Origin of the sequence: Enterococcus sp. DIV0175, from assembly GCF_050529075.1 — a bacterium.
In the GTDB taxonomy this organism is placed as follows: Bacteria; Bacillota; Bacilli; order Lactobacillales; family Enterococcaceae; genus Enterococcus_B; species Enterococcus_B thailandicus.
Genome location: NZ_CP172880.1, coordinates 713,832 through 726,814, shown reverse-complemented (window position 1 = coordinate 726,814; position 12,983 = coordinate 713,832). Strand labels below are relative to the sequence as shown.

Below are 12,983 nucleotides of genomic sequence, written 5' to 3'. Positions count from 1 at the left end.
TTTCCTTGCTGGCTAACTTTCGTAACAAAAAAAGGCTGAGAATTTTTATCCTAGCCTCTCCCTTTTATTTTTTCTGTAAAAAATTGAATCGTTACTGATTGGATCAAAAAAAAGAATCAACTCTGACACAATAAAAAAGCTTGGAATAATTATCAAAAGATAACTACTCCAAGCTTTTGTTTAATTTATAGGTTAATTAAGCTTTAGTAACGTTAGTTGCTTGAGGTCCACGTTGACCTTCTTCAACATCAAAAGTTACTGCTTGGCCTTCTTCTAAAGTTTTGAATCCGTCGCCTTGGATAGCTGAGAAATGAACGAATACGTCGTTTCCGTTTTCTGCAGTGATAAATCCAAATCCTTTTTCTGAGTTAAACCATTTAACTGTACCTGTTTCCATAATAAAAATCCTCCTTGTGTTTCAAACACATATTTTGCAATTACTTGTATGGTGAATATCTGGAAGATGTTTATTTGAAACAAGCTACCATAATTACCGAACAGAAACTACGACTATTAATATACCATACATCTATTGGAATAGCTAGAATTTTAGAACATTTATTTAAAAAAACTCCATTTTTTTCACAATTCCCACCTTAAGTAGAACTCGAACAATTTTCTTTGAAGTTTTTTGATTATTAAGAAAGGAAACGGATACGCAAAAAAAAAGAACAAGAAGCCAGCGTAACGTCTGACTTCTTGTCCATAGTAAAAATAAGAGAAATAACACAGCAAGCCTTTTCTAATACTTAAAAGCAGGTCATTCTTAACTGTTCTTTGTGCACTATTTTCAGCCTTATTTTCGTGGTCAAATCAAAAATCCTTTTTGTTATCTATTAAAGTGGATGGGCTTCATTCGCGCCCTTTTTCTCGGTGTTCCCCAAGCAGCTTCTTCGACAATAAGTCTTTTTTTCATAAAAACATGAGTAGCTATTTTTAGAAAAAATTCCTTATTGCTTGAAGCTGAACGCTTGGAGCCACAACCTAATACACGGTAACTTCTCCACATAGCTTTCATCCACTTCAAAACATGAGATGCTGTTTTGAATGGCTGCTCACTATCTTGTCGGAGCTAAACGTTTTGCGCTACAACTTTCCTTAATAACGCAAAATTGCCACCAAACTCTTTTCATCTGGCGATTCTTTTTGATCTAAGATAAAGACTTGTCCACCAGTTTCAATGACATCATCCGCCAATTGATTTAAAACTTGGCGGCGATCATATTCCGTTTCCGGATCTTCACCAAAGCCATCGACTAAATTAGAAGTTGCAATAAACAAATGCGAAATTTTACCTTCTTTCGCCGCTGGAACAATATCCACTAATTGATCAATGAATTTTTTATCCAACAATTTGTTATAACTTTCAGCTTCTTTATCTGCCAATTCTTTTGACAAACGTTGCGCGCCAACCTCAATATCTTTTAATGACAATTGCGCTGGTGAAGCTGAGACAGCAACATCTGAACGATAGTCTGGATTTTTTGCTACTTTTTTGAAAACAGCTTGATTTTCAGGTAAGGCAAATAAATAAATTGGCCATTTTTCTGGATTTTCAAATGTATCACGTAAATAATTATCTACCGCTTGATAATAGTTAATCCAATCGATTTTGACTTCTTCATCTTTCGTGCTGACTCCATGGAACGTCACACCTTCTTTTGAATTCCCTGCTTTACCACTCGTAATAAAGTTTAGATTTCCACCTGTTAACTCGTCGCCCAAAGCTGTTACGATATCTACTGGTGCATCTTCTGGTAATTCGATTTCTTTGACCAACTTGTTGCTTACTTCATACAACTTCATGGAATCGCGATTCAACCCTAATAAATAATAAGAATAGTTGAATTGCGCATTTTTAATGATTGCCAATAAATAAGGTAAATCACTAACATAATATTGATCATCAACTGGAATACTTAAACGGTAAATATACGATTGCTCTTCATTTAAGACAACTGCCACACTTTTTGTGCCACTACGCCAAAATGAAGCATCTTTTAGGATTTCCTCAATCTTTTCTTTAAATGGAGTCCACTCATGTTTTGAGTATTTTTTTTCAAAACGTTTTTTGGCTTCTTTCGCAAAATTTTTAAATTTGATTTGATCTTTTTCAACATCTTGATGTGAAACGTGTGTATTCAACATAATTGTTACAAACGGACCTTTTGCACCTTCTGAAGCTAATTGAGACAACAATTCTTTATCGATTTTTGTCATAAACGCATCCCTCCTAAAAAAATCATTCCTACATTTAAAGTCTACCACAACAATTTTTTTCAACCCAATAAAACGAATTGCAACCCGCAAACGTTTTCTCGTTTCTCAATAATTCATGTTTTGTTCACATTTAAACCATTATTTCCTCTAAACTTCTCAGCAAATGATTCAAAATTTACTATTATGATTAAGTTATCAAATAGAAAAACTTCAAAAAATGGATTAATCACTAACTTAAATGAGGTGAAAAAGATGCAATTACTAATTATTTTTAGTTTATTGAGTATGATGAGCTTATTCGCATTTGTCGCTAGTCGTGTCGTCGAACTTGACCCACAACCAGTTAAAATACGTGTAAAAAACGATTGATTTCTACTATAATTTTGACTCTACGTCTCCTGATTTGCTGACATCTAAAGTTTTTTTCAGAAACATTGAAAGTCCCCACACTCTCTGATAAAATTTTAATTTGTACGAAAAGAAATCGATAAGGAGACTGAATATGTCCATAAAAAAAACACGGTTAGTTGTTCTGCTTGCTAGCCTCATCTTATGTGTTGCCTCCCTTTTCCCCACATTAACTGTTAGGGCTGACGACACGTTTTCTGTTGGCGCCAAAGCGGCCTTTGCAATTGATGCCGAAACCGGCAAGATTTTGTATAACCAAGATGGTGATACACCGATGGGAATTGCCTCAGTCACAAAAATCATTGGTCTTTACATTATCCTTGACCAAGTTAAACAGGGAAAGCTTGCTTGGGATGATGAAGTATCCATTTCAGATTATGCGGAAGAATTAAGTGTTACACCAGATCTATCAAATGTGCCATTGCACAAGGAAAACACGTATACTGTCAAAGAACTTTTTGATTCTGCTGCAATCCAATCTGCTAACGCATCAATTGTTGCACTTGCTGAAAAAATTGCTGGTAGTGAACCTAAATTCGTTGAGTTGATGCAAACACAATTAAAAAAATGGGGTATCACAGATGCTACTTTAGTCAATGCTTCTGGACTAAATAATAGCTATTTGGGGGATAATCGCTACCCAGGAAGCTCTGAAACAGACGAAAATCAGCTTTCTGCACGTGATGTCGCTATTGTTGCTCGTCACCTGATTCTAGATTATCCAGAGATTTTAGAAGTCACTAGTACTGCGACTCAAATGTTTGGTGAAGATACGGTTTCCCCAGTTGAGATGGTTAACTGGAACTGGATGCTTCCGGGATTTATCAACCACAAAGAAGGCGTTGATGGATTAAAAACTGGAACAACTGATTTGGCCGGTGCCTGTTTTGTTGGTACGATCAAAAAAGATGATCGTCGTGTAATCACCGTTGTATTAAATGCTGATGGCCATGAAGAAAATCCAAGTGCTCGCTTTACTGCTACTGCAAACTTAATGGACTACTGCTATGACAACTGGTCAGAAAAAGAATTAGGTAAAGCTGGCGCAAGTATTCCAGACATGAAAACAATCGATGTTCTTGACGGTAAAGAACAAACTGTTCCAGTCGCACTTAAGTCACCAGTTAAAGTTTGGGTTCGTAATGACATGGATACAGGAAAGTTAACCATTACACCTACACTTGCAAAAGATTCATTAACCGATCAAAAAATTCAAGCACCTGCAGACAAAGGAACAAAAGTCGGTACTGCCACAATCACTTTAGCAGATGACAAACTTGGCTATTTAGATGAAAAAGATGCACCTGCAACTGATATCATCACAACTGCTAAAGTTGAAAAAGCGAATATTTTCGTTCTTGGTTGGCGACATGTCGCTGAATTCTTTACAAATCTTTTTTAATCTCCTAATTAAAGTAATCTACAATTCATTAAGCGTGAGAAACGTTTGTCACACGACAACGGCTCTCACGCTTTTTTATTTCGCTCATTTTCTTTCAATTTTTTAGTTTTATTAAAAGCTTTTTTAGAGAAATTTCGTTATACTTAATGAATGAAAAAGGAGTTGAACTTATGAATTTAACCAGAGATCTAGCTTTTATGGCTCTCTATTTTTTAGGCATTGTTGGTATTTATTATTGGCGGAAAAAACAAAAAGATCCTGCACTTTTTTTCTATGGTAGTACATGGTCCTTTGGTGTATTACTGACTTACTTGATTGTATTAGAAATTTCCTATCACTCACTCTTTTTTATGATTCCCTTATTCTTTTTTAGTGTCTTTGCCTTTTTTTATTTTACGGAGAAAAGGCGACTACTGAATGGGTGGTTGTTTAATTTATTTCTGATCAGCTTCGGTATTTACTTAGTCATGCTTTTGTTTGAAACAGAGAATGTTTTCATTGGTGGATTGCTTGCACTGATTGCTATTCCCCTTCTTTTAATCCTGTTGTTTGGATTATATATATTGATTGTCGTTTTATTTTGGAATGGCATCGTGGTATTAAAAAAAGAATCACATTCACTAGCGAATTTGTTGACATTATTGCTTGGTGTTTTCTTAACCATCTTTTTGTTAACTGAACTTTTCTTACTTCAATATCTGCCACAGTGGGCAAACGTTTTGTTCAGTGTTGTACCCATGATTTTATTCTACTTGTTTGTCGTATTTTATAATTTCTTGACGATTTCTGTTCTATATCAATTCAATCGTCCACGGTTCAACCAAGATTTCATCATCGTTTTAGGTGCTGGACTTTTGGGTGGTGAAAAAGTATCACCTTTACTTGGTCAACGAATTGATAAAGCAATTGCCTTTTATCGAGCGCAAGAGCGAGCAACACTTAATCCACCAAAATTATTGATGTCTGGCGGACAAGGAGCTGACGAGAAGTTGCCTGAAGCTGTTGCAATGAAAAATTACGCGTTGAAAAAAGGCATTCCGGAAGAACAGATTATTGTTGAAACAAATTCAACGACTACTTTAGAAAATATGCGTTTTTCTAAGGAAATCATGGATCGTTTAATGAAAGGCCCTTACCAAGCAATCTTCAGTTCAAATAACTATCATATTTTTCGTGCAGGACTTTATGCGCGACAAGCACAACTCAAAGCAAACGGAATTGGTTCAAAGACAGCTTTATATTATCTGCCAAATGCTTTTCTAAGAGAATACATTGCAATCTTGATGCTGAATAAAAAGCGCCATCTCATTATGTGTTCGTTGATTTTCGCTTTTGATTTGTTGCTGGTGTTGGTAACACTGTTTAGTTAGGTTGTGGCGCAAAACGGTTAGCTCCGACTAGATAGTGAGCAGACACTCAAAATAGCTTTTCATATTTTGAAGTGGTTGCAAGCTATCTTGAGGAGTTGTTTTGGGAACACCGTGTATTAGGTTGTGGCGCAAAACGGTTAGCTCCGACTAGATAGTGAGCAGACACTCAAAATAGCTTTTCATATTTTGAAGTGGTTGCAAGCTATCTTGAGGAGTTGTTTTGGGAACACCGTGTATTAGGTTGTGGCGCAAAACGGTTAGCTCCGACTAGATAGTGAGCAGACACTCAAAATAGCTTTTCATATTTTGAAGTGGTTGCAAGCTATCTTGAGGAGTTGTTTTGGGAACACCGTGTATAAGGTTGTGGTGCCAAGCGTTCAGCTTCAAGCAATAAGGATATTTTTATGAAAAGAGGACTTATTGCCGAAGAAGTTGCTTGGGGAACACCGTGAATAAAGGGTTGTAGCTCCAAACCTTAATCACTCAACAAAAAATATCCACAAAACAAAAAGCACGTCGAAGTCCGAACTGACCTCGACTTGCTTTTTTATTTCCTTTTATTGCGGAATGATTCAAGAACAGGTGTAAAAAAGATTCCCTTTTTTATACTAACCTGTTGTGCAGAATAAATACCATTGTTGCCAGAACACATAAAGCTAACTAGACAAATCAAAAAGAAATACACGGCTGCTTCACTACCAAACAATTCAACTCCCATAATAAAGCAAGCTATTGGTGTATTCGTCGCACCAGAAAACACACCAATGAAACCAAGTCCAGCTAAAAATGGAACAGAGACATGTAAGATTGGTGCCAAACTTGCACCTAATGTTGCACCAATTTCAAACAGGGGTGTTACTTCCCCACCTTGGAATCCAGCGCCCAAAGATAAAATAGTAAAACCCAGTTTTCCTAAAAAATCAAAGGGGTGCGCATTACCATTAAAAGCATCTTGCAGTAAAGGTAAGCTTAAGCCAAGATAACGTTGTGTTTGCAAGACAACAGCTACCAAAACAACAATTGCTCCACCCATAAAGTTTCGTAAAACAGGATTCGTAAACCAATTAGCATAGACTTTTTTCAAAAAGACGATTGAACGACTAAATACCCAGCCACAAAGACCAAAGACAATTCCTGCCAACATCAATTTACCAAACAAACTACCACTCCACGCAGGAATTTCTCCCATTGGATAATGGACGTGAACAATTCCAAAACTTTCTGTCATGAGATTTGCAAAAATAGCTGCAAAAAAGCTTGGAAATAAAGCCTCTGTCCGAACTTTCCCAATTGCTAAAACCTCTAAGCCAAACAAGGTTCCTGCCAAAGGTGTACCAAAAACAGAACTAAATCCTGCACTGATTCCACTGATAATCAAGATTTCTCGCTCTAACTGATTCAGTTTAAATACACGTGATAAGTTATCTGCTAATGCGCCCCCCATTTGAACAGCCGTTCCTTCACGACCAACTGATCCACCAAATAAGTGAGTCGTGATTGTTCCAAATAAAGTCAATGGAATCAATCGTAGCGGAACTCTTTCTTCCCCACCATTACCTTGATCGATAACTAAATTATTTCCACGACTTGAATTCCCACCATAATTTGTATATAAATAAGCAAAAATAGCACCACTTACGGGTAAAAGAAATAATAGCCACGTATGGGTCAAGCGCAAATTAGTTACAAACGTTAAACTGTTTAAGAAAAATGCTGAAAGGCTTCCCATTACCACTCCTAAAATGGCCGTAATCAGTAGCCACTTCAGCATATAGCCTCCTATTCTTAACACATTTGTTGTTTGTTTTTCCATTAAAACTCCTCCTAAAAAAAGACACCTACTAAAAAAGAGGACACTTATCCCGTTTTTTAGTAGGCGTCATTAGTTTATTGATAAACGTTTAAAGGCGAACACCATCACCTATTCACTTCATTTAAAAATATAGCATGATTTTCTGAAAATTACAATCAACTATCGTTCTTTTTTCACGCGGTGAACAAATTCATAAAATGGCTCAAGTTGTACCAATTGATGATTACACATATCGCTATCATGACAAATATAATTGCCTTTTTTTGTATAGGTACCGTCTGAACCAGACTTTGTCGTTGAAAGAAAGAGTGAAACATTCGATGTTTTCTGGCAAATAGCACAAATTCCTTTTGTAATGGTTGGTGATAGACTGCCGTAATCTCCTTGGAGTTTTCCTTCTTCATAGTAAAGCAAATACTTTCTTTGACTTCCCGGATCGTTGAACCCTACATAAGTGTGTTCTCTAAGATCATATGCTGACCAGGTTGGTTGTTTCAGCTTTTTCACTTTCCGAAAAATTTTGTCAACTTGTTGCTTCGAAGGTTGCTCAAAAGGTATGACATAGGATTTCAGTTCTTCCAACGCACGCTCCGCTTTTGCTCGTGTTAGCGTGACATTCATTACGATTGCTAAAAAATCGGTGATCTCAGGTAATTCTTCCTGAATGACAGAATGAATTTTTTCAGTTGCTAATGCTTGAACTGTTTGAACCGTTTTCGGATCGTTCACAGAAGAATAAGCATTAAGTAATTGTTCTACTTCACGTTGAATAAAATAATATTGATATGGTTGGATTGTTTGTTTCATTTTAAGAGTCCTTTCTTCTTTCAAAAGTCATACTTTGAAGAAAAAAGTTGTTTCAACAAAGCATGTCGTTACTTGTTCAAACCCAACTCTTTTAAATAAGATACGTTAGTGTGCATCTCATCATCACCCCCTTTAATGGTATTGATCTATGTACTTGCTTAAATGGTCATCTGTAAGTAAACACCAATTTCGCTTTTTCGTCAATCATTGCTTGTGATGTGTTCCTCTTCAAAGAAACATATCCAGATCCCTTCGACAGGTTTCAGACGCTCTCCACATTTTTGAACACATCGACTCTTTTCTCTTCCATACTCAAACTTCAGACAATAAAAAAGATGGACAAAACGTGCTTGCGTTCTGTTCCATCTTTTTGGCTAAAAAACATTTTTCGATGTTTGGCTACTGATCAATAGCTAAAAGTCTTTTTTTGGTAACAATACTTGTACGAGTATTAGTTGTTTTGACCATTCTTATATTTTTCCTCTTGGATTTTCAACAAAATCTTGGTAAGATTCCCCCAATCGACGGGGCGAGGTGGATTTAACCAGACGACAACTTGTGGAGAACTTTCCCCATACAAATTATTCATGTTGGTAATAACTACATCTGTATAAGCTGATTGTTCATCATCAACGACCTCTACATTTAGATTGATATATAAACCTAAGTTTTTCTTGATAAATTGGTTATAAGCAGATCCATAAGAAAAATCGATACCGACTTTGACTGAGTCAGAAATCAACTGAACGGGTACATGATTGATGATTAACATCAAGTAACTAAAAAACAGAAAAATTTTATCTCGAGATAATTCTTTGTACTCTTCCGTTAATAACTTGACATAATCTAACAAATAGAAGTAGAACTCCGGATAATTTTGCCTAAAAAAATAAATATTAATAGTAAATTCATCAAATTTATTGATAGGATAATACAGAATATTAAAATGAATTTTACTTAGTTCTCTACGAATTTCCCAAGTATTTTCTTCTTGAAGCGGCTTAAATCGTTCTTCAATTTTTTGGATAAAGTGATCATTTAACTGTTCGATACCCTCGTCTTTATTGTTTTCGATATACGTTCGATCTACTTTATCATTCAGATAAAGCCAAATCAGAACTAGATAGGCAAAAGTAGTTGAAGATATTTTTAATAACTTTTTTATTTTTGTAACGTCTTCTTCAGAGAAAAAATGGATAATGTTTTTACAAATCTCTAACTCTTTTGACTTCTCTGCTAATAAATTGACAGATAGATAATGAAATAATTTTTTCTTTTCATAAACAGACAAAGAATATTCATTACTTAATAAAAAAATAAATTGATTTGTTTGATCGATGACATCTCCCGGATAAACTTTCGTATAAGAAATATCTGTAACCAGAAATAATTGATAATAGAAAATGACAATATTCCTTCGATTTCCGTATAATTTTTTTTTATCAAAAAAAATCTGATGCTTCTTCAACACTTTTTTTAGCTCTTGCAAGATAGTATACGCTGAAGAATAACTGATATGGTGCTCATCTGCAAAAACTTCAAGGGTAGTGTAATCTTCTCGAAAAAATTCAATCAATAAATCTAAATAAATGGATCGTTTGATATAATTTGACAATAAAAAACCACTAGAGTAATGGCCATCAATCTCTAAAGAAACTTCTGTACCTGTCGCAAGAATCTTTAAATGTTCACTTATACCTAGCTCATCAAGATCATCATTTAAGTTTTCAATCGTTTTTTTCAAAAGGAAAGTTGATAATGATAATTCCTCTTGGATTTTCAGTATTGATTCTGACAAATTTGAGCTTTCTTCCAAATATTTAAGTAAGGAATAACTGCGATAGTCCTCTTTGCTCAAAAAAAACTCATAATTCATTAGTAATCAGCTCTTTCTTCCATATATTGCTGTTCCCACTAATTCATCAATCAATTGGAAATAAAATAGATTATCGGGGTCTGGGTCGTCACCATCAAGACCACCATTTTGTATAACATCTTTGTTGACATTAAATAGTTCTTTCGTTAAATAAATTTTCTTAGTTGGTTTCTTTTGAGCCTTTTCATTTGTTACTGAAGTTGTAGCAGAAGATTTTTGTATTTCTTTCGATTCCTTACTACTCTCTTGTGTTTCAGATACTGTTTCAGAACTATCTTCGATTGAAACAACGGCTTCATTTTCATGTGTATTTTCCAGTGGTTGGACTTGTTGATTAGGGTTTGTTGGGTCATAAATAGGATGCTGATTTTCTTCTCCATATACTACACTTGTTGCTTTTAAAAGGGAGAGAATAATAGAACTCCACAATAAAATATTTTTATACTGATTCATCATTTTATACGTATCGCCAAATCACATAGCTACCTATACCTAATGCAGTGAACATTATGAAAAGAGGTATTAAGCTATATTTCACGATACTCCTTTGTAATATTTTTTTATTTGGTGTCACATTATTCTTAGTATTCTGTAAAGTTTCTTGTTCTTCCCGATCAACTAGTTTTGCAGTCACTACAATTCGTTTATCAGTAAGCTCAGGCTTATCACAAGTAATGAGTGTTAACTGAGGTATGTTCGTACTTTCTAAAACACTAAGATTCGTTTCATTGACTGTTTCCTTTTTAATTACTCGATATTGTATCTTGTTCGTTAGATAGGTCACAGTGATTTTGTCATTGACTTGTAAATTTTGAATATTGCCCAATAGTAGCTCCGTCATGCTTAAATGATGACCCAAAAGTACCAAGTTATCCTTTAGAACATTACGCTCTGGATACATAGCGCCTACACCAAATAACATTTGTTGATTGTTTAAACCAGCAAAAATAGGTATTTTTATTTTCTGGCTGGGAATGTTTAGTTCTCCGATAGCTGTTCCAAGATTTTTGGAAGATGCTGTTAGATAACTTTCAATTGTCGGTAAAACGATTCGTTCATTCGGGTTTACTACTGGCAGTTCTTCCTTTGTTACTACTTTTGTCTTTTGAATTTTTACGATTGTAATTGTATTTTTAATAATAGGAAAAGAAATCAAACATACACCCATAATAAAAAGTAAATTGATAATGATTTTAAGTTTGTTCTTCCTCATGTTTTTTCTTTCTCCAAATCAACCAAAGTATCAGCAACAACATCAATAACAAGAAAATGATTCCTATCAGGATATAAAGTTTAGTATTATCTTTTTTGATTGTGACATCCTTCGCATTTAACTTCTGAGCAACATCACCAGCAATTGTAAAATCTTTTTCAAATTCCCAATAGTTGGTGTAGTTAACAGTCGTGTTCTCTTTTTCTCTAGTAAACTTTCCTGACTCATTTTCATTTCCAAATACAGTCATTTTTAGATGATACTCACCTGGTTCCAAGGCAGCACCACCTAGAGAAGTAGGAAAAGAAAAGTTGCTGTTTGGTGCAATCTGTAAATCTTCTTTATCTTCACGGTATAAAACTTCTGAGCGACCTTTTTTTGTAATTTCGGTTTGAATACTCACTTGGTTGATATACGTTTTTTGATCATTTTGGATATTCGCTAAAATGACATTTCTAGCATTGATTTGCCCAGGCTCAACCTCATGAAGAATTAAATTAGGTGCCACTTCATTTAAGTTTTGGCGCATCAGTAAAGCTACAACATAAGAATACTCATTTTTGATTGATAATCCTTGCTCATCTTTTTCCTTTTGTTTCTCTTCATCTTGAACTTCTTTAAATGTAATCCCACTAGCCAGTACGCCATCAAATGTTTCATTTGGCATCTTAACTTGGAAAGTAACGGTTTGATTACTATGAGGTTTCAAGGTAACTGTTTCTGGATAGTCCACATAATCTTCCAGATTAAATGTTAGGCTACTATCTTTTTTTATCTCATTTTTTCCATATTCAACTACTACATTTGAATTAGTCGTAGCATTATTTAGTGAAACATCAATTTTAACTTCTTTATCCGTATCATTTCGCAAATTAACGTTTAACTTTTCTTGTTGATTTGGTTCGAGCTGGATATCAAAATAAGTTTTTTCCTTGTCAATTTGATTTGCAGGTGTTATCGGTGTAACCGCGAAATTGAATTCACTGGCAGCTATCGTTTTACTGCTAGCAAAAACACTTAAAACAACTAGTGCAATTGTGAATAGTATTTGTTTTCGTTTCAATCAAACCACTCCTTACCAATAGATAAGAGACGAGAATGATTTCTCGTCTCTCAAGGCATTAATTTCCTGGTACATCAGTCAGTGTCCATGTTAACTTAGTTGAATATTTTTCAGCATATTTTGTTGTTGAACCTGGGACACTTAGTTCAATGCTTTCACTAGCTGTTGTAGCAGTTCCCCAAGTGTAAAGGTACGTTCCAGCACCGTTTCCTACACTGGCTGCCATAACATCAGATTGTGAACCATCTGCATTTAAAACGATTGTTTCTGGTCCAACTGGTTTACCTGAATCAGATGCTGTCACTACACGCCCATTTTTGAAACTAATTGTTGCACCAGTTAGTTCTTTTCCTGAAGTAGATGTAAATTGACCTTCTTGATTCACTTTCAATGACCAGCCAGCCTCTGTCCCACGATTATCAGTCACTTGAACATAATTGGGGCCCTCTTTCACTTCAGTTGATGGATTACCCTCTGCATCTAAGGTTTTATACTTTTGTGATGCAGCAAAGTAAGTTTGGTCTTTCGAAGTGATTTTTTGTACACCAAAATCTAAACTTGAAGCATAGTCAATTGATAGTGGACCATTTGTTCCAGGATTTGGTCCATCTGGATCCGTTGGATCGATTGGATTTACTGGACCTGTTGGATCCGTAGGGTCAACTGGATCGGTTGGGTCTTCATTTGGTACGAATTCTACCACACCGTTTGAAGTATAAACGCCACCGTCAGCTGCAAAAGTAGTTACTGGTACAGTTAGTGCGCCTAGGATAATTGTTGACATAAATAATTTAGTTGATTTTTTCATTTT

Annotated in this window: 11 protein-coding genes and 1 riboswitch; of the genes, 2 read left to right on the top strand and 9 right to left on the bottom strand. The window is 35.1% G+C overall.

Features of this window, described 5'->3' with window-relative positions:
* Positions 1-196: 196 nt before the first annotated feature.
* On the bottom strand, positions 197-397 hold the full coding sequence (locus tag IGJ76_RS03555; RefSeq protein ID WP_002288762.1) for a cold-shock protein: 201 nt from the start codon (positions 395-397) through the stop codon (positions 197-199).
* A 701-nt stretch (positions 398-1,098) separates the two neighbouring features.
* On the bottom strand, positions 1,099-2,220 hold the full coding sequence (locus tag IGJ76_RS03550) for a hypothetical protein (protein ID WP_071869149.1): 1,122 nt from the start codon (positions 2,218-2,220) through the stop codon (positions 1,099-1,101).
* Between the two features lie 502 nt (positions 2,221-2,722).
* On the opposite strand from IGJ76_RS03550, the gene IGJ76_RS03545 reads away from it, so the two are divergent.
* Both IGJ76_RS03545 and IGJ76_RS03540 read left to right on the top strand, forming a co-directional pair.
* A complete protein-coding gene (locus tag IGJ76_RS03545) occupies positions 2,723-4,030 on the top strand; it encodes a serine hydrolase (RefSeq protein WP_067483930.1) in 1,308 nt (435 codons plus the stop codon).
* Positions 4,031-4,200: 170 nt separating this feature from the next.
* The gene (locus IGJ76_RS03540; RefSeq protein ID WP_071869151.1) at positions 4,201-5,400 is read left to right on the top strand and encodes a YdcF family protein; all 1,200 of its coding nucleotides are present in this window, start codon (positions 4,201-4,203) and stop codon (positions 5,398-5,400) included.
* Positions 5,401-5,947: 547 nt separating this feature from the next.
* On the opposite strand, the gene IGJ76_RS03535 is transcribed toward IGJ76_RS03540, so the two are convergent.
* The 7 genes from IGJ76_RS03535 to IGJ76_RS03505 form a co-directional block, all read right to left on the bottom strand.
* The gene (locus IGJ76_RS03535) at positions 5,948-7,213 is read right to left on the bottom strand and encodes a voltage-gated chloride channel family protein (RefSeq protein WP_071869152.1); all 1,266 of its coding nucleotides are present in this window, start codon (positions 7,211-7,213) and stop codon (positions 5,948-5,950) included.
* A 53-nt stretch (positions 7,214-7,266) separates the two neighbouring features.
* Positions 7,267-7,331: riboswitch (Fluoride riboswitch) on the bottom strand.
* A 41-nt stretch (positions 7,332-7,372) separates the two neighbouring features.
* Entirely contained in the window at positions 7,373-8,020 is a 648-nt protein-coding gene (locus IGJ76_RS03530; protein WP_067483924.1) for a FusB/FusC family EF-G-binding protein, read from the bottom strand.
* A 451-nt stretch (positions 8,021-8,471) separates the two neighbouring features.
* Positions 8,472-9,896, bottom strand: a complete 1,425-nt coding sequence (locus IGJ76_RS03525; protein WP_430596730.1) for a helix-turn-helix domain-containing protein — start codon at positions 9,894-9,896, stop codon at positions 8,472-8,474.
* 6 nt (positions 9,897-9,902) lie between these two features.
* Positions 9,903-10,352 carry a hypothetical protein gene (locus IGJ76_RS03520; RefSeq protein ID WP_083571982.1) on the bottom strand — a complete coding sequence of 150 codons (450 nt, stop codon included), beginning with the start codon at positions 10,350-10,352 and terminating at the stop codon, positions 9,903-9,905.
* A gap of 1 nt (position 10,353) precedes the next feature.
* A complete protein-coding gene (locus IGJ76_RS03515; protein ID WP_071869154.1) occupies positions 10,354-11,109 on the bottom strand; it encodes a class A sortase in 756 nt (251 codons plus the stop codon).
* Positions 11,090-12,172 (bottom strand): DUF916 and DUF3324 domain-containing protein, encoded by a 1,083-nt coding sequence (locus tag IGJ76_RS03510; protein ID WP_430596729.1) that lies wholly within the window; start codon positions 12,170-12,172, stop codon positions 11,090-11,092. Before IGJ76_RS03510 ends, IGJ76_RS03515 begins: the two co-directional genes overlap by 20 nt.
* Positions 12,173-12,230: 58 nt before the next feature.
* Positions 12,231-12,980: a WxL domain-containing protein gene (locus IGJ76_RS03505; RefSeq protein ID WP_095803468.1), complete on the bottom strand. Its 750-nt coding sequence runs from the start codon at positions 12,978-12,980 to the stop codon at positions 12,231-12,233.
* Positions 12,981-12,983 lie beyond the last annotated feature (3 nt).

Excerpts from the sequence above, each read along its gene's own strand:
- IGJ76_RS03550 (WP_071869149.1), bottom strand. The coding sequence starts at position 2,220 with ATGACAAAAATCGATAAAGAATTGTTGTCTCAATTAGCTTCAGAAGGT.
- IGJ76_RS03545 (WP_067483930.1), top strand. The coding sequence starts at position 2,723 with ATGTCCATAAAAAAAACACGGTTAGTTGTTCTGCTTGCTAGCCTCATC.
- IGJ76_RS03540 (WP_071869151.1), top strand. The coding sequence starts at position 4,201 with ATGAATTTAACCAGAGATCTAGCTTTTATGGCTCTCTATTTTTTAGGC.
- IGJ76_RS03520 (WP_083571982.1), bottom strand. The coding sequence starts at position 10,352 with ATGATGAATCAGTATAAAAATATTTTATTGTGGAGTTCTATTATTCTC.
- IGJ76_RS03530 (WP_067483924.1), bottom strand. The coding sequence starts at position 8,020 with ATGAAACAAACAATCCAACCATATCAATATTATTTTATTCAACGTGAA.
- IGJ76_RS03525 (WP_430596730.1), bottom strand. The coding sequence starts at position 9,896 with ATGAATTATGAGTTTTTTTTGAGCAAAGAGGACTATCGCAGTTATTCC.
- IGJ76_RS03515 (WP_071869154.1), bottom strand. The coding sequence starts at position 11,109 with ATGAGGAAGAACAAACTTAAAATCATTATCAATTTACTTTTTATTATG.
- IGJ76_RS03505 (WP_095803468.1), bottom strand. The coding sequence starts at position 12,980 with ATGAAAAAATCAACTAAATTATTTATGTCAACAATTATCCTAGGCGCA.
- IGJ76_RS03555 (WP_002288762.1), bottom strand. The coding sequence starts at position 397 with ATGGAAACAGGTACAGTTAAATGGTTTAACTCAGAAAAAGGATTTGGA.
- IGJ76_RS03535 (WP_071869152.1), bottom strand. The coding sequence starts at position 7,213 with ATGGAAAAACAAACAACAAATGTGTTAAGAATAGGAGGCTATATGCTG.